General features: G+C 33.2%; 16 protein-coding genes and 1 CRISPR repeat array (1 of these 17 running past the window's edge). Of the genes, 10 read left to right on the forward strand and 6 right to left on the reverse strand.

The window, feature by feature from the left end:
* Positions 1-706: direct repeats of the CRISPR family, unit length 36 nt; unit sequence GTTTTAGAGCTATGCTGTTTTGAATGCTTCCAAAAC; it begins 56 nt to the left of the window's first position.
* A 460-nt stretch (positions 707-1,166) separates the two neighbouring features.
* On the forward strand, positions 1,167-1,373 hold the full coding sequence (locus CBF37_RS03525; RefSeq protein ID WP_125983340.1) for a hypothetical protein: 207 nt from the start codon (positions 1,167-1,169) through the stop codon (positions 1,371-1,373).
* 387 nt (positions 1,374-1,760) lie between these two features.
* Here CBF37_RS03525 and CBF37_RS03530 read toward each other — a convergent pair whose 3' ends face one another.
* The 4 genes from CBF37_RS03530 to CBF37_RS03545 form a co-directional block, all read right to left on the reverse strand.
* The gene (locus tag CBF37_RS03530) at positions 1,761-2,738 is read right to left on the reverse strand and encodes a helix-turn-helix transcriptional regulator (RefSeq protein ID WP_125983341.1); all 978 of its coding nucleotides are present in this window, start codon (positions 2,736-2,738) and stop codon (positions 1,761-1,763) included.
* Complete coding sequence (locus CBF37_RS03535) at positions 2,738-3,268, reverse strand: hypothetical protein (RefSeq protein WP_240626654.1); 531 nt, start codon at positions 3,266-3,268, stop codon at positions 2,738-2,740. Before CBF37_RS03535 ends, CBF37_RS03530 begins: the two co-directional genes overlap by 1 nt.
* Before the next feature lie 237 nt (positions 3,269-3,505).
* Positions 3,506-4,807, reverse strand: coding sequence for an L-cysteine desulfidase family protein (locus CBF37_RS03540; RefSeq protein WP_125983343.1), 1,302 nt, complete (start codon positions 4,805-4,807; stop codon positions 3,506-3,508).
* 344 nt (positions 4,808-5,151) lie between these two features.
* The gene (locus CBF37_RS03545; RefSeq protein WP_240626655.1) at positions 5,152-5,913 is read right to left on the reverse strand and encodes a DeoR/GlpR family DNA-binding transcription regulator; all 762 of its coding nucleotides are present in this window, start codon (positions 5,911-5,913) and stop codon (positions 5,152-5,154) included.
* A gap of 174 nt (positions 5,914-6,087) precedes the next feature.
* Here CBF37_RS03545 and ulaG point away from each other — a divergent pair, with 174 nt between their 5' ends.
* Genes ulaG through CBF37_RS03580 form a run of 7 tightly spaced genes read left to right on the forward strand, consistent with a single transcriptional unit; the run spans position 6,088 to position 11,691 of the window.
* Positions 6,088-7,155, forward strand: a complete 1,068-nt coding sequence (gene ulaG, locus CBF37_RS03550; RefSeq protein WP_125983344.1) for an L-ascorbate 6-phosphate lactonase — start codon at positions 6,088-6,090, stop codon at positions 7,153-7,155.
* Between the two features lie 22 nt (positions 7,156-7,177).
* Positions 7,178-7,642, forward strand: a complete 465-nt coding sequence (locus tag CBF37_RS03555; RefSeq protein WP_125983345.1) for a PTS sugar transporter subunit IIA — start codon at positions 7,178-7,180, stop codon at positions 7,640-7,642.
* A 12-nt stretch (positions 7,643-7,654) separates the two neighbouring features.
* Positions 7,655-9,139 carry a PTS ascorbate transporter subunit IIC gene (locus CBF37_RS03560; RefSeq protein ID WP_125983346.1) on the forward strand — a complete coding sequence of 495 codons (1,485 nt, stop codon included), beginning with the start codon at positions 7,655-7,657 and terminating at the stop codon, positions 9,137-9,139.
* An 18-nt stretch (positions 9,140-9,157) separates the two neighbouring features.
* Positions 9,158-9,457: a PTS sugar transporter subunit IIB gene (locus CBF37_RS03565; RefSeq protein WP_125983347.1), complete on the forward strand. Its 300-nt coding sequence runs from the start codon at positions 9,158-9,160 to the stop codon at positions 9,455-9,457.
* A gap of 14 nt (positions 9,458-9,471) precedes the next feature.
* Positions 9,472-10,110: a 3-keto-L-gulonate-6-phosphate decarboxylase UlaD gene (locus CBF37_RS03570; protein WP_125983348.1), complete on the forward strand. Its 639-nt coding sequence runs from the start codon at positions 9,472-9,474 to the stop codon at positions 10,108-10,110.
* 8 nt (positions 10,111-10,118) lie between these two features.
* Positions 10,119-10,979 carry an L-ribulose-5-phosphate 3-epimerase gene (locus CBF37_RS03575; RefSeq protein WP_125983349.1) on the forward strand — a complete coding sequence of 287 codons (861 nt, stop codon included), beginning with the start codon at positions 10,119-10,121 and terminating at the stop codon, positions 10,977-10,979.
* Positions 10,966-11,691, forward strand: coding sequence for an L-ribulose-5-phosphate 4-epimerase (locus tag CBF37_RS03580; protein WP_420824158.1), 726 nt, complete (start codon positions 10,966-10,968; stop codon positions 11,689-11,691). The genes CBF37_RS03575 and CBF37_RS03580 overlap by 14 nt, the downstream gene beginning before the upstream one ends.
* A gap of 438 nt (positions 11,692-12,129) precedes the next feature.
* On the opposite strand, the gene CBF37_RS03585 is transcribed toward CBF37_RS03580, so the two are convergent.
* Together CBF37_RS03585 and pepI are read right to left on the reverse strand one after the other, a co-directional pair.
* Complete coding sequence (locus tag CBF37_RS03585; RefSeq protein WP_125983350.1) at positions 12,130-13,497, reverse strand: peptide MFS transporter; 1,368 nt, start codon at positions 13,495-13,497, stop codon at positions 12,130-12,132.
* A gap of 20 nt (positions 13,498-13,517) precedes the next feature.
* A complete protein-coding gene (gene pepI / locus CBF37_RS03590; protein WP_125983351.1) occupies positions 13,518-14,402 on the reverse strand; it encodes a proline iminopeptidase in 885 nt (294 codons plus the stop codon).
* A gap of 689 nt (positions 14,403-15,091) precedes the next feature.
* Between pepI and CBF37_RS03595 the strand changes: the two genes are divergently transcribed.
* Together CBF37_RS03595 and CBF37_RS11595 are read left to right on the forward strand one after the other, a co-directional pair.
* Entirely contained in the window at positions 15,092-15,655 is a 564-nt protein-coding gene (locus CBF37_RS03595) for an LOG family protein (protein ID WP_125983352.1), read from the forward strand.
* Positions 15,656-15,747: 92 nt separating this feature from the next.
* Positions 15,748-15,894: a hypothetical protein gene (locus tag CBF37_RS11595; RefSeq protein WP_165866622.1), complete on the forward strand. Its 147-nt coding sequence runs from the start codon at positions 15,748-15,750 to the stop codon at positions 15,892-15,894.
* Positions 15,895-16,060: the final 166 nt, after the last annotated feature.

The following is a 16,060-nucleotide window of genomic DNA, read 5'->3' on the forward strand; positions in this document are numbered from 1 at the left end:
CTTTGGTTTTGTTTTAGAGCTATGCTGTTTTGAATGCTTCCAAAACGGTTAGTGCAAGAGAATTACATAAGTCATTGTTTTAGAGCTATGCTGTTTTGAATGCTTCCAAAACTCCTAAAGTAATTATTGTCACCGGTACACAGTTTTAGAGCTATGCTGTTTTGAATGCTTCCAAAACATTTGGTGATTATACCAGTCTTAAGTCCTTGTTTTAGAGCTATGCTGTTTTGAATGCTTCCAAAACGGATTGGAATGATACCAAGCATCAACATTAGTTTTAGAGCTATGCTGTTTTGAATGCTTCCAAAACACTCTCTTTTATTATTCCTGCTATATCAGTGTTTTAGAGCTATGCTGTTTTGAATGCTTCCAAAACCATTTTCTTTGATATACTTTTGAAGTGATTGTTTTAGAGCTATGCTGTTTTGAATGCTTCCAAAACTTTGATTATTATGGAAATGACAAACCCGACGTTTTAGAGCTATGCTGTTTTGAATGCTTCCAAAACTGCAGCGGAACAGATTTACAAAGAAGAAGAGTTTTAGAGCTATGCTGTTTTGAATGCTTCCAAAACGCAGAATGATGAGCGAACATGCCCACATTGGTTTTAGAGCTATGCTGTTTTGAATGCTTCCAAAACCTGGCTATTTGTATTTCATGTACAATAGCAGTTTTAGAGCTATGCTGTTTTGAATGTTTCTAACACCGTTAACGGCGGAAATTTAGTTTTAGAGTTATGTTGTTCTGAATGCTCCCAAAGTTTATTGCCTTTATTAAATCTACTATATAAGAATATGATATTAAGGAGACAGCAATTACCAATGAAATTATTGCCTTAAAAGAGTAGTGCATACTTGTTCATAAAACACCTTTTTTTACACTGAAACAAAAAGTATTAAGGATATTAATAAAGCTATTAATACTAATTAAAAAAATTATGGGCGATAGTACTTAAGTGTGTCAGTCATTGTTTGAATGACATAGTCTTGAACATGTTTTGGCGAAATAACTTTGACATTGTTCCTTGACTGACTAGCCACATTTTAATGCCGTACCCATCATTTTATGGATATTTGTTTTAATAAAATTGAAGTATCTTGATAACAGGGTGTGGGAGTAAACCTGAAGAGACTTCCAACAGGTATGAGGTCAATAAAGAGTGTTCCATGAATGATTTGCCTATTTTAATTGAAGTGAATTTAGAAATGGCTACGGCTACATTTACTATTAAGTATTATGATGTTAAAAACACAGGATTTTTAGGAACAACCGTTAATGTGGAAGAGGCCGAACAAATTACGAGCGGTAAAATAGATACAAACAAATTGGTGCTCACTCTGATGAAAAAAGCAGAAAAGACAGACTATAAGTAGAATAAACCACTTGTCGATTTGCGTGATATTAAGAGTTATGATGAATATAAGACGTCGATTAACAATGATATAACCGTGGGACGAGTCACAGTGAGAGTGGTTTCAATAAACATAAAGTTATTGCTAGTCAAATTAAATTTGCCAATGAAGCGTTAGTATTTGGTGATAAAGGCGATTTATTTCAAGCCCGTGTAGAAAGCTATGCTAAATTTACGAGAGAAAACTAAAAAATACTCCTTTGCTGATTTTGGTAGCAGGAGTATTTTTTTATATTAACATGTCGTCGTTGGCATCTGTGGGTCTACCAATTGCTAAGATACCTCCAAATGTATAACATAAAATTATTTTAAACAATTATTTATTCATTATATGACTGTTTACGCAAAATTATTTATAATGATCAAAAGTTTTTTTCATATCTGCTAAAATATAATCTTTCATATGATTAGGGGAGATGACTTTAACCATACTGCCTTGCCCTAACAACCACATTTTGACACCGTATCCGTCATTTGCTTGGATTTCAATACGACAGCTGCCGTCAGTATGATATTTAACTATTTTAGAATCTGGAAATCGATCTAGAACATAAACAGGATCATAAAAAAAGTCGATAATCAGGGTAATTGGATTACCTAAAAAAGGCAAAGCTGTCTGCTTTCTCAAAATACCACCTTCGAACCGTTCTGCATATTGTTTCTTTCCTCGCTGAGGCAACAAGCGTAAATTCACCATATTATTAATACGAAACTTATTGAGTTGATTAAAGTCGCGATCATCTTGAGCACGATGAGAAGAACAAATCATGAAAAAATATAAATCTGAAAAAAATATGTCTTCAGGGACACGTTGAAAAGTTTTGGTGACGTTATTTTTTGTATATTGAAATTCAACTAATCTTTGTGTGGTAATTGCTTCCAAGATAATTGAAATCGGTTGAAGTAAGTCTATATTGGAAACACCATGATAGTAATGCTGCTCGTTTAGCAAAAAAGGGCGGACTTTATTAGGAGAATGAAGTAATAAATATAATTTCTGTGTTAAACAATTAAGTTCTTCTTTTTTAAAAATTCGACTGGCAAAAAGTATTTTCAAAATAAGTAGCAATTCTTCATCTGTCAGCGTGGTGTGCTTGATTGAAGTATCTAGATGGTAATGTCCTTTTGTTTTACGATTAATGGTACCTAAAGAAAGAGTCGAATCTTTAGCATCAGCTAGTTCACCTAAAAATAAATCAATTGTTGCTAAATCACGCTGAATAGTATTGGCACTAACTTGATAAGTATCGATTAAAGTTTGTTTACGTAGGACTTTGCCTTGGATTAAGTCTAAAAAAATAGCGAGTAGTCGTTCTTGAGCATTCATTACGCAGCCTCATTTTTTTGAAATAAATTGCTGAAACGGGGTAGATGAATTAACCAAGAAATCAGCAGACAAGAAATTATTTTATCGAGCAGACTGTCAATAGCTGCACCGCAATAAGCGGCTACTAGAGTCTTAAAGCCTGACGCTTGTATTGAAAAGACAACTAAATCTGTCACTGAGCGGGTATATCCGCCAAATCCACCATATAAAACAAGTCGTATAGGGGCACTGACGACAGCACCTATTAGAGCAAGTAAAATACCGGTGAGTATGGCTTTTTTGTAACCAAAGCCTTTTTTCGCACAAAGATGAGCAACAATTGCCGTTGTGATACTAACTAAAGAAAAAGGGATTGCTAAGGGTCCGTGAATAACAGCTAAAAGCAAGTTTGTACAAAGTCCGGTTAAGATACCATATTTCATTTGAAAATTAACGGCAATAAAGATAGTGCCTAGTGCATCTAAGTATAGAAAAGGAATGTGAGTAAAGGTAATAAAAGATCCTAAGATGACATTGACACAGACAGCCATGGCACATAGCATTAAAATTTTCAGGGTGTGTTGATTTTTCATACAGCTAAAAAGTCTCCAATCGTTTTAACTAAAAATAGGATAACTGACTTGAATCTGTTCATTCCTGTCAGCAGTTATTGTTAATGCAAATTAACAAAACATCCTTTAAGATTTTAACACTCTAAACAAATGCTTGGCAATCATTTTAAAAAATTTAGACAAAAAAAGAGCTGCGACGAGGCAACTCTTGATGGGTTATTTTGCTAACATTACGTTTAAAATTGTTCGGTCGGTTTCTTTTAAGCCATGTGTGACGAGATGACCGAGATTACGGATACTGTCATCAACAGAAGCAGAAACAATTCCATTGCTTGAAGGGATTTCAATCGATCGCAAGGCTAAATTTGCCGCACGGTATAAAGAAGATACAGCAGATGCTACTTTCATGGCACATGAACAACCGGCACCATCGCAGATAACTCCTGGTGCATCGCCAATCATATTGTTGACAGCACGTGCGGTAGTAGCATAATCACCGTTCATCAAATAGCAAATACCTGCAGCTGATCCCATTGCTGCAGAATTGGTTGCACAATAAGCAGACAGTACAGGAAGAAATGAATGAATATAAAGAGCTGTTAAATGTGATAGACAGAGTGCTCGAATAAGCTGTTCTTCTGATGCACTACAGAAATCAGCTGTGATGCAAACAGGGACAGTTGCCGTAATGCCCTGATTGCCTGATCCTGAATTTGACATAGCCGGCAATTGTGCCCCACCCATTCGTGCATCTGACGCGGCGGCAGTATAGGTAATTATTTTGGCAGATAAATCTGTGTTTGCAGGCGTTCCAAAATTAATACTTGATGCTTTATGCATGGATTTTCCAAGAGCTAAACCGTAATCATTGACTAAACCATCTTCAGCCAAAGCCATGTTAAAATTCGCAGCTTGAAGAACAAAAGAAATATTTGATAGGGGCTCAGTTGTCGCAAAATGCCATATTTCCTCTAGAGAACATTTTTGTAATTGCTCTTTTAAGGGGGAGGTGGTGTGAGCATCAGGTCGTGAGCCTTCAAATAAAGGCACATCATTTTTTTCGATTAAAAAAATATTAGTATGAGAACCGGCAATCCAAACAGAAACTGTGTCTATTTCGTCAGAAATTGTTACATGGACGAAGAGATTATCTTCAACATCGGCAATTTTAGTTGAGATGATATCAGAATTAGCTAATTCTTTAATGCTTTCGACATCGGATTCAGGTAAGTCTGTAATAACACCTAATCCTGATGAAGCAACACCAGAAATTGCACCAGCCGCGGCCGCAATTTTCAGGCCTGGTTCCCCTGTTCCAGGAACGATGACAGCCATCGCGTTTTTCATAATATTCGGTGAAACCTCTACTTCAATTTTTTTGATGGCTGTTGTATCTAAATAGTCTAAACACGTTGCAGCAGCAAAAGCGACAGCAACAGGTTCAGTACAGCCGGTTGCTGGGACGACTCCGTCTTTTAAGACATCAATAAAAAATTGTGACTGATTGGATATCGGCATACCAATAACCTCCTTAGATTATATTATAAAGAAAGCGATTCCAATTATTTTTAGATATACTTCTTAGAGAGTAAGATATACCTAAAAATTTATGTTATATGATTATTTTATCGCCCTTTTTTGTAAAAATCAATGTCAAATGAATTCAGATATAGTTGTTTATTTACTGATAATGTCTTTAATCAACTAGTTGCTGGATTAAAGACATTACATAATCTATCAGTAAAAGAAGACGAATTATTGTGATATACACATGAAGAGAGGGTGTTGTTATAGACAAGTAGTTTATGTGATGGTCTATTTTTTTTGAAAGATGTATTTGATTGCTGTCAAAGTAGTGTAGGTTAATCGACTTGGAGAACAGTTACACCTAAACTTCTAACTTCTTCAATAAATGTTTTTGGACAAAATTTATCTGTTATTAAATAATCAAAGACGGCTATTTCTGAAATCTTAAATTTTGAAGTTTGTTCCATTTTTCGATAGTCGGCCACTAAAATTTTAGTTTTAGTGGTGCGATTTATCATTAACTCATTAATCTTTGCTTCATGGAAGACTTCTGTAGTGACTCCATTTTCAATACTGATTCCACTACATCCAATAATGCAGACGTCAGCATTCATTGAGGAGATAGTGGTTACAGCGATATCACCTACCAATACTTCTTTCGGAAACCTCAACTCGCCTCCCGTTAAAATATAATTATATTCATTATTAGAAATATGAGTACCTATTTTAAGATTATTTGTAACAATAGTTAAATGTCTTGCTGTAAAGAAATCCACAGAATTTAAAGCTGTAGAACTAGAATTTATAAATACGGTATTATAGTCTTTAATATAGGTACTGACAAACCGACCAATATTCTTTTTTAATAATTCAGGGCCAGATTCGTCATAATTTGTATTTGTACTATTGTAGATAGAGTAACCATGTTTACGTATAATTTCATTTCTTTCTTCTAAAATATTTAAGTCTCTCCGGATTGTGCTTAAAGATACATTCAGCATTTCAGCTAGTTCTTCAGTATTCAATCGTTCATGTTCTTGTAGGATATTAATTATTTTTTTGTGTCTATTATCTACAACGTGTCTAGATTTTTTCAAAGTATCAACTCCAGTTTCTTAGACTTTATATGGTTTATTATAAATAAAAAACCATAAAATTCCATATAAAAATCATATAAAACTCAAACGATCATAAAAAGTGGTGTTTAATTTGACTAATATGATTTATGATTTATTTAAGAGATAAAAAAATCAATGAAGGTGGAATGAAAAATGTCAATGAATGTAAACGATGTTTCAAAAGAAAAATGGATTTTATCAACATTTCCTGAATGGGGTACTTATTTAAATGAAGAAATTGAGGATACACAAGTAGAAAAAGGCACAGTATCTATGTGGTGGCTAGGTTGTACAGGGATATGGTTAAAATCTTTTGAAGGAACTAACATTTTGTGTGACCTATGGTGTGGAACGGGAAAAAGATCACATGGTAATGGATTGATGAAAAAAGGACATCAAATGATGCGTATGAGCGGAGTACAAAAGATGCAACCCAATTTAAGGACGCAACCCTTTGTAATTGATCCGTTTGAAATAAAAAATGTTAGCGCTTTAGTGGTGACTCATATTCACTCTGATCATTTAGATATTAATACAGCAGCTGCAGTGTACCAAAATTGTCCAGAAGCCAAATTTATTGGACCAAAAGAAGTTGTGGAAACATGGTTATCTTGGGGAATTCCGCAAGAAAAAACTATCATTGTTAAACCTGGAGACGAAATTAAGATTAAGGATATCAATATTGTTGCCCTGGAAGCTTTTGATAGAACTGCACTAGTGACTTGTAATGATCCTGAAAAAGTTTTAAAAGGAGAAATGCCTCAGGATATGAATGAAATCGCTGTCAATTATCTATTTGAAACATCTGGAGGAAATATCTATCATGCAGGTGATTCACATTATTCAAATATGTTTGCTAAACATGGAAATGAATATAAAATCGATGTTTGCTTAGGAGCATACGGAGAAAATCCGAGAGGTATAACAGATAAAGTAACGTCAGTCGATATGTTACGTATGGCAGAATCATTAAATGCTAAGGTAGTTATACCGGTTCATTACGATATATGGTCAAATTTTATGGCTGATCCTAAAGAGATCACAGAAATATGGAAGTTTAAAAAAGATCGATTAAAATATGATTTTAAACCTTATATTTGGCAAGTTGGCGGTAAATTTACTTACCCAACAAATAAAGATGATTTAGAGTTTAATTTTTATCGAGGTTTTGACGATGCTTTTGTTACTGATAATGATACACCATTTACTTCATTCTTATAGACTTTGAGGAGGTTGAACTTAAATGCTTAAATATTTCTATGATAATAATTTAGTAAATTATGTGGACAAAGATGTTTCTGATTGGAAAGATGCTATTCAAGTAAGTTGTTCTGATTTGTTAGATCAAGGTACCATTAATCAAACATACGTTGATGAAATTATAGATTGTGTTCAAGAACATGGACCATATATAGTTATTATCCCACAAGTAGCAATGCCACACTCTTCAGAACAAAGTGCGGGCGTTTTTGGAACGGCAATATCTTTCACAAAATTTAAAACGCCTGTTATTTTCGAAAATACTTTGGATGATGAAATAAAGGAGGCTAGTTTATTTTTTACTTTAGCAGCCAAAAACCCTGATGAACATATGAAAAACATTCAAAATTTATCAGAACTTTTAATGATTGATGGTCTCGTTGATGACTTAGTAGCAACTAAAAATGTTGAAGATTATCAGATAATAATGAATAAGTATAATATTTAGGAGGAAATGGATATGGGTGATATATTACTTGAGATCTGGACATACTTTGCAACGAATATATTAACGCAACCTGCATACTTGATAGGTTTTATCGTATTACTAGGCTATATATTATTACGTAGACCATGGTATGAATGCATTGCAGGTTTTTTAAAAGCAACTGTCGGATACTTTATTTTGACAGTTGGTTCTGCAGGTTTAGTTAATAATTTCCGACCAATTTTAGTAGGGTTAAAGGAAAGATTTAATCTTGATGCTATGGTTACTGATCCGTATTTTGGACAAAATGCCGTAGACGCAGGTTTAATGAAGACATTTGGTCGGACGTTCGGGGATGTTATGATTCTTTTATTAATTGCATTTATTATGAATATCCTTCTTGTCCGTTTCCAGAAATATACTAAATTGCGTGCAGTATTTACGACTGGTAATGTTCAAATTCAACAAGCGGCAACTGCCTTTTGGATCTTACTCTTTTGCTTTCCGGATTTAGGTAGAATTCAGGTGTTGATTTTTATGGGGTTAATTCTGGGTTGTTATTGGGCTGTTGCTTCTAATTTAACTGTAGGTATCACGCAAGAACTTACAGAAGGTGCTGGATTTGCTGTAGCTCATCAACAGATGTTTGGTATATTTATATTTGCTAAACTGGCAGAATTCATGAAAAAAAGGGATATGAAGCGAAATAAATCAAAAAATGCTGATAAAAAATTAGAAGATATCGAACTTCCAGGATTTTTATCAATTTTTAATGAAAACATGGTAGCTACATCTATTTTAATGTTATTTTTCTTTGGAATTATCTTATTAGTTTTAGGTCAAGATTATTTAATTAAAGCAGAGTTTATGGTTGAAGGTCAAAGTTTCTTATTTTATATTTTAACAACATCTTTAAATTTTGCGGTATATTTAGCAATTTTACAATTGGGTGTTCGAACATTCGTAGATGAGTTGACACAGTCATTCCAAGGTATTTCTAATACAATTTTACCAGGAGCTGTTCCTGGTATTGATGTAGCAGCTACTTTTGGTTTTGGCTCACCAAACGCTGTTACTATAGGCTTTTTGTTTGGTGCATTAGGTCAGTTTCTAATGATAATACTATTAATATTATTTAAATCACCAACAATAGTTATTGCAGGTTTTATCCCACTTTTCTTTGATAATGCAGTAATAGCAGTCTTTGCAAATAATAGAGGTGGTTTTAAAGCAGCATGTGTTTTCCCATTCATTTCAGGGATTATTCAAGTTGGTATGTCAGCAGTCTTTGCAACATGGATTGGACTATCAGCGTATGGGGGATATATAGGAATGTTTGATTGGGCAACAGCTTGGCCATTATTTACAGTAATTATGAAAGTTTTAGGTTATGTTGGTGTTGCTGTTGTGGTAATTGGATTATTGTTAATCCCACAATTACAATATCGTAGTAATCCTGAAGGTTACTTTATGGTTGTTGACGATTATGAAGAATATGAATCAAAATTTAAAAAATAATAAGTGGAGGTTTTTATAATGAGAATATTAATATCATGTGCAAATGGATCAGGTACTAGTTTAATGATGATGAGAAGTGCAGAGAAAGCAATGAAGGATTTAGGAATAAAAATCACAAAAATTCATCACTGCTCAATTTCAGAAGGTAAAAGCTCTGCAACACAGTATGATGTTGTTTTTACACCAGTTAACTTTTTAAGTATGTTTGATCAAGCAGTGAAAAAAGGTGTAACAGTAGTAGGAATAAAAAATGTTATGTCAGCAAAAGAGATTGGTGAAAAATTTAGTGAAACAGATTTATATAAAAATAGAAAATAAAGGGGGTGCAGCAGTTGAATCGACCAATGTTACAAATTGCGTTAGACCATAATTGTTTAGAAGATGCATTATCGGATATATTAGCAGTAGGAAATGATGTAGATATTATAGAAGTAGGAACAATCTTATGTTTACAAGAAGGTCAAAAAGCTATCAGTTGTATGAGGAGTATGTTTCCCGACAAAATCATTGTTGCAGACACAAAGTGTGCTGATGCGGGTAGTACAGTTGCAAAAAATGTAGCAGATGCTGGCGCAGATTTTATGACTGTCATTTGTTGTGCAACAATTCCAACAATGAAATCAGCACAAAAAGAAGTAAAAGAGCTTCAGGTTGAATTATATGGGGATTGGACATTTGATCAAGCTAGACAATGGCTAGATATTGGAATTAATCAAGCTATTTACCATCAAAGTAGAGATGCATTATTGTCAGGTGAAACTTGGGGTGAAAAAGATCTTGAAAAAGTTTCTAAATTAATTGATATGGGTTTTAAAGTATCTGTGACAGGCGGGTTAAATGTTGATACTTTAAAATTATTCCAAGGATTGGATGTTTTTAATTTCATTACGGGACGTGGAATCACAGCTGCTCAAGATCCGAAAAAAGCAGCTATTGAATTTAAAGACGAAATTAAAAGAATCTGGGGGTAAATGTAAAAATGGCTCAGGTAGGTATTTATGAAAAAGCTCTACCAAAAGGAATATCGTGGAGAGAACGATTTGATATTACTAGAAATTTAGGCTTTGATTTCATTGAAATGTCAATTGATGAAACAGATGAACGCTTAGAAAGATTGAATTGGACAGAAGAGCAAATTGATAAGATAAGGAAGGAGATGTTTGCTTCAAAAGTTAGAATTAATTCAATTTGTTTAAGTGGACATCGTCGCTTCCCTTTTGGATCAAGTGATAAAAGTAAGCGTGATTATGCGGATGAGATTTTAAAGAAGGCGATTATTTTAGCTCATAAACTAAGTATAAAAGTGATTCAAATCGCAGGATATGATGTTTATTATGAAAAAAAATCAGTATTATCCAGAGAATTATTTATAGACGGCTTGAGAAAAGGTATCGCTTTAGCATCACAGTATGGTGTCATATTATCTATTGAAATAATGGATGATCCATTTATGAGTTCTATTTCAAAATTTTTAGAAATAAAGAGTCAAATTAAATCACCCTATTTGCAAGTTTATCCCGATTTAGGAAATCTCTCAGCATGGCCAGAGAATTCACCAGCAAGTGAATTGGAACAAGGTATTGAGTATATAACATCTATTCATTTGAAAGATACATATTCGGTAACTGAAACTAGCAAAGGTCAATTTAGAGATGTCGAATTTGGTAAAGGTTGTGTTGATTTTTCAGGTTTATTAAAATGTCTGAAACGTTTAAATTATGATGGGACATTTTTAATAGAAATGTGGAGTGAATCAAGCGAAGACTATCAAAAAGAAATCGAAAGTGCTAAAAATTATTTATATCCAATACTAAGAGAGGCGGGTTATGATGTTAATTGAGCGAAATAAAAAAATTAATGAAATGAAGAAACGTGTGTACGATGCCAATTTACTTCTCCCGCAACTTGAATTAGTAAAACTTACATGGGGGAATGTAAGCGAAATAAATCGTGAACTTGGAGTTGTAGTCATTAAACCTAGCGGTGTTGACTACGCTGTGATGGAGCCAGATCAAATGGTAGTTACCGATTTAGAAGGAAATTGTCTTGAGGAAGAGGGTCTTAATCCATCTTCAGATTTAGCCACGCATATTATATTATATAAAGAAATGTCAGAAATTAATTCAATTGTTCATACCCATTCGACTAATGCTGTTATGTGGGCACAAACAGGAAGAAACTTGCCAGCTTATGGGACAACACATGCTGATACGTTTTATGGAACGGTTCCTTGTACTCGACAACTAACTGAAAATGAAATTAACTCAGCATATGAGAGAAATACTGGTAAAGTAATTGTTGAGACATTTACTAAAAGAAACATTTCTCCAATGGCAGTTCCTGCTGTATTGGTCAACGGACATGGCCCATTTACATGGGGGGATAACCCTAAAAAAGCAGTTGAAAATAGTTTGATACTGGATGAAGTATGTAAAATGGCAAGAGAGACTGAAATGATAAACACGCATGTAGATACAATACCAAAGTACTTACTGGATAAGCACTATTTTAGAAAACATGGTAAGGCAGCTTATTACGGTCAAAAAAATTAATAAGATAAGGACAGCGAATATATTTGGATTCGCTGTCTGTTCTTTTGTGTTTATTATCTATTTGTTAAATTAAATTCGATACAATACCTTTGTTTACAAAGCTAAAAAATAATTCTAGAGGTGTCTTTGTAATGTAATGATTTCCTCGATACGTTTTTTTTGGATAATCTATCTTTTTAGTAATTCGTTAGAGTTTTTGTTCAGACCTTTGATGTAAATATTAAGAGAAATATTTATTTTAAAGGATACTTCTAAATAAAAAAGGATTGAGAAATTAAACATCTTCTCAATCCTTCTTTTATAAATTTTGTTAGTGGTCCATTGTGTACAGAATTTTTAACTGAAAAATATTTTTATTTTTTATTGAAGTATTTGACAAAAATTAGTAACGTCTATTAAAGTATCATTGAATCAACACAGTGATAAATTAGGTGATGATTATTCTTCAATTGACTTTTTGTCATCCACTAACATAATTAATTTCTTATTAAATAGGAAGAGCATGCAAGCCGCGATAATTAAAATAATAGGAATAGTAGTGTAAACTTGCATCATATTGAATTTTAAAACAAAAGCATATACGTAACCATATCCCTTACCTGCAATGAATGTTGCAATTGTCCAGACTCCCATCATGATAGATAAAATCCTTTTTGGTGAGTATTTTGTAATAAACGAGTTACCGAGAGGAGAAAAGAACATTTCTCCCATGGATAATAAGATTGAAAAGAGGACAATCCAAATTAGACTTGCTTTTGATGTGTCAGGTGCACCAATGCCCCGCTCTATTTCTGCTCCGATTAACATAAGGTATGAGCTGCCGAGAAATAGCAAGCTAATACCAAGTTTTTTGAAGATGTTCATATCCCCTTGAGCACGATTGGCTAATTTAAGCCATAGCATTCCCAAAATAGGACCCAAGACAATGCACCATAAGCCATTTAGTGAATCAAACCATGCGGTAGGAAAAGTAATAGAACCAATTTGTTTGTTGATAAAATTATCCATGTAATTATAAACTGATAGGTACGACATATACCAAAATAGCCAAAAAATAACAGAAAAAATTGAAATTAAAAAAATAGCGCCAACTCTTTTTTTCTCAATTGTTGTTAATGGCTTCTTGACTTTCTTTTTTTCTTCTTTAACAACGCCCTCTTTAAAAGGACGTTTACCTGCATCTCCTAGAAACTTCCAACCAATCATAAACCAAATACCGCAAATAAAACATAAAATAGCTGCGAATAAAAAGCCTTCTGAAAAGCCAAAAATACCATCAGATTTAAAAAGGTTATAAACAATAATAGGAATAATGGTTGTCCCAAGTAGTGAACCAATATTAATAAAAGAATACTGTACAGAGAAAGCCGTATCTAATTCTTTTTTATCATTAAATAATTGCCCAGTAATTGCAGATAGGTTTCCTTTAAATAAGCCAGTTCCAATAGAGACTAAAAAAATCATTAAATAAATCATCCAAATACTTGTCGCAATAGAGCCTATATAATAACCAATTCCCATAATAAAAGAACCTAATGGAATTAAATAACGTGCACCAATGAATTTATCAGCAATAAGTCCACCAAATACGGGAGCTAGATAGGTATATGCCACTAAATTACCTTGTAGAATAGCAGCTTGACCCTTATCAATACCTAAACCTCCTTTGATAACTTGGACAGTTAAAAAATAATAAAGTAGCCATTTGACTGCATAGTAGGCCATTCTTTCAAAAGTGAATGAAATAGAACAAAAATAAAATGATATTGGTTTTTTTCCAGTTGGTGTTGTAACAGTTTCAGTCATTATCATACCTCTTTCTAATATTAGTCATGCTTATTTAACCAGTCAGATAAAATGGTCAAGTATTCTTGATTTTGGTCAACAAATGGCATGTGGCGACTATGTTGAAACAGTTCCCATTGTGCATTTGGAATGTGGTCATATATTAATTTAGCAATGTAAGGCGTACATAAATCATCTGATCCGCTAGTAATAAGTGTTGGTACGTGAATAGTATGCAGCTTATCAACGTAATAAAAATCTTTCAAGGTACCGCTTGGAGTATATTCATTTGGCCCCCAAGCATAGAGATAACTTTGAGTCCCGGGATTTTTCTTACGTCTTAGAGGCTCTGGCAATTCAGGAGAAGGATTATCAGCTGCATGCCGAACCATAAAATGATCGTTCGCTTTAAGATATGCTTCACTATCAAACTGCCATTTTTCCTCAGCTTCTTGGATGGCCGCTTGATCTTCTTGAGATAAATATTTAATTAAACGGTGCTGTTCCTCCCCCCAAAGTTTAGAAGAAGGGAGCGTACTTGAAAGTATGGCACTTTTGATTCCTTCGGGTTGATAGTCACATAAGTATTCGATAGCCATCATTCCACCCCAAGATTGTCCAAGTAAATGAATGTCAGCTAAGTTTAAATATTTTCTTAAAGCAATCAGTTCTTTAATCCAAATAGTTGAGTTCCAAATTGTTGGATCATCTGGCATAGATGATAAGCCGCAACCGAGTTGATCATACATAATAAGCTGACGCCCATCACTCGCTAAATCATCAAGCATTTCAAAATAATTATGAGTGGACCCAGGACCACCGTGCAGCAAGACAAGAGGCGCCTTATTTTTATTTTTTTCTCCGATAATGCGGTAATATGTTTGATATTTGTCTAAATATGGCATGTAACCTTCTTCAATTTTCATTAAAACATCTCTCCTTAACTAAAATTTTGGAACCGTTTCACATCTACATTATCCTAGTAGTTACTGATGAAAACAACCATAAAAGTAAAAAAAATCGTTATTTTTATAAGAAACAAACGAAAAATTAAATAAGTTGTGATTTTGGAATAAATAACTATTTTAAGTGTAATTTATATAATAAAATTAATCCAGACAACTAAAAAATCATTTGTCGTGCACTCAATTGTATTTCTGTTGAAAGAAAACATTGAGATGCTTACAAATGACCTGAGTATATTTTATTATAGACGAACTTGTTTTGAGTTGAAAAATATTCTTTTGTTAAAGTAGTCTTTAAAAAATTGTGTGAAAATAGCAACTTCTTGTTGGAAGTGCCCACGTTTCATATATTCAATTTTAATTACTCATCTTTAAAACTTTCTTCAAGTTTTATTTTATTTAGTGATATTCAATTATTTCGTCAAGTAAAATTGAAATATTGTATTTATCTGAAATGATGAGTACGTGATCAAATATATGCCTAAGTTTTTCCATTAAAAATCTAAATTTTATGAATCATACTGATATCAATTTCTTTTTTATAAAATTGATGATCCAGGATTTATATTCACTAATTTTATTATTTATAAAATTAGTTTTTTAGTTTATAATAGCATGAAGTATCATTATGCTAAAAGGAGAATTTATAAATGAATGTTGCTGTGTACTGTGGAGCAAGTAATGGAAATTCAGATGAATATAGGCAAATTACTAAAGATTTAGGTAAGTGGATTGGAGATAATCAATATCAACTTATATACGGTGGTGGAAATGTAGGGTTAATGGGAGTTATTGCAGAAACTGTTCTTCAATCTGGCTGTAGAGTTACGGGGGTTATGCCTGATTTTTTAGTAGAACGTGAGCTTGCAAAAGACAATCTTACTTCACTTATTGTTGTACCAAATATGCATGAACGAAAGAAGAAAATGATTGAATTTGCTGATTTATATATAGCATTACCAGGCGGACCTGGAACAATTGAAGAAATCACCGAAGTTATCTCATGGGGAAGGATAGGGCAACATAGCAATCCGTGCGTGTTGATCAATCACAAAGGATTCTTTAACCCACTTAAGCAACAATATCAAGTCATGGTTAATGAGGGATTTTTAACGCAAGAAGATTTTGATAAGATACTTTTTGCAAATTCACTAGATGAAATTAAATCGTTTATTGCTAATTTTGTTCCACCAAAAGTTAGAGAATACAAGTAGATAGTTCAAAAAATAAATCAATTATTACGTATTCATTTTCCAATTTTGTTTTTTTGAATACTTATCTCGCTGACAGGCTCTCTAGTTAGTGCGTGGTTCGTCTTATTTTCTTTGGCGGTTTTTCTAACTCGATGACGGATATTTTAATTTTGGCGATTCGCAGTTCAGGAGTGGCAATGTTTTTGGCTACTTATATTGGAGCTGTGACTGACAGTATCGTTGATAAAATTCTTTTTTGATTTATGACTAAGACGATATCAGGTACAGGACAATATTTAAAAAATAACATCATTTGTTATATTTAATTAATAATAATTTCTTTATTTAGTGGATGGTTGGCTGTATAATTTAGGTGAGTTTTAAATAATGGATCTAGGTCAATATCTTAGACACATTTTTGTAGAG

Source organism: Vagococcus vulneris, assembly GCF_003950515.1.
Classification (GTDB): domain Bacteria; phylum Bacillota; class Bacilli; order Lactobacillales; family Vagococcaceae; genus Vagococcus; species Vagococcus vulneris.

Bases quoted from the DNA above. Each gene is read 5' to 3' on its own strand.
- CBF37_RS03555 (WP_125983345.1), top strand. From the start codon at position 7,178: ATGCTTAAATATTTCTATGATAATAATTTAGTAAATTATGTGGACAAA.
- CBF37_RS03565 (WP_125983347.1), top strand. From the start codon at position 9,158: ATGAGAATATTAATATCATGTGCAAATGGATCAGGTACTAGTTTAATG.
- CBF37_RS03530 (WP_125983341.1), bottom strand. From the start codon at position 2,738: ATGAATGCTCAAGAACGACTACTCGCTATTTTTTTAGACTTAATCCAA.
- pepI (WP_125983351.1), bottom strand. From the start codon at position 14,402: ATGAAAATTGAAGAAGGTTACATGCCATATTTAGACAAATATCAAACA.
- CBF37_RS03535 (WP_240626654.1), bottom strand. From the start codon at position 3,268: ATGGCTGTCTGTGTCAATGTCATCTTAGGATCTTTTATTACCTTTACT.
- CBF37_RS03595 (WP_125983352.1), top strand. From the start codon at position 15,092: ATGAATGTTGCTGTGTACTGTGGAGCAAGTAATGGAAATTCAGATGAA.
- CBF37_RS03585 (WP_125983350.1), bottom strand. From the start codon at position 13,497: ATGACTGAAACTGTTACAACACCAACTGGAAAAAAACCAATATCATTT.
- CBF37_RS03560 (WP_125983346.1), top strand. From the start codon at position 7,655: ATGGGTGATATATTACTTGAGATCTGGACATACTTTGCAACGAATATA.
- ulaG (WP_125983344.1), top strand. From the start codon at position 6,088: ATGTCAATGAATGTAAACGATGTTTCAAAAGAAAAATGGATTTTATCA.
- CBF37_RS03540 (WP_125983343.1), bottom strand. From the start codon at position 4,807: ATGCCGATATCCAATCAGTCACAATTTTTTATTGATGTCTTAAAAGAC.
- CBF37_RS03575 (WP_125983349.1), top strand. From the start codon at position 10,119: ATGGCTCAGGTAGGTATTTATGAAAAAGCTCTACCAAAAGGAATATCG.
- CBF37_RS03580 (WP_420824158.1), top strand. From the start codon at position 10,966: ATGATGTTAATTGAGCGAAATAAAAAAATTAATGAAATGAAGAAACGT.
- CBF37_RS03525 (WP_125983340.1), top strand. From the start codon at position 1,167: ATGAATGATTTGCCTATTTTAATTGAAGTGAATTTAGAAATGGCTACG.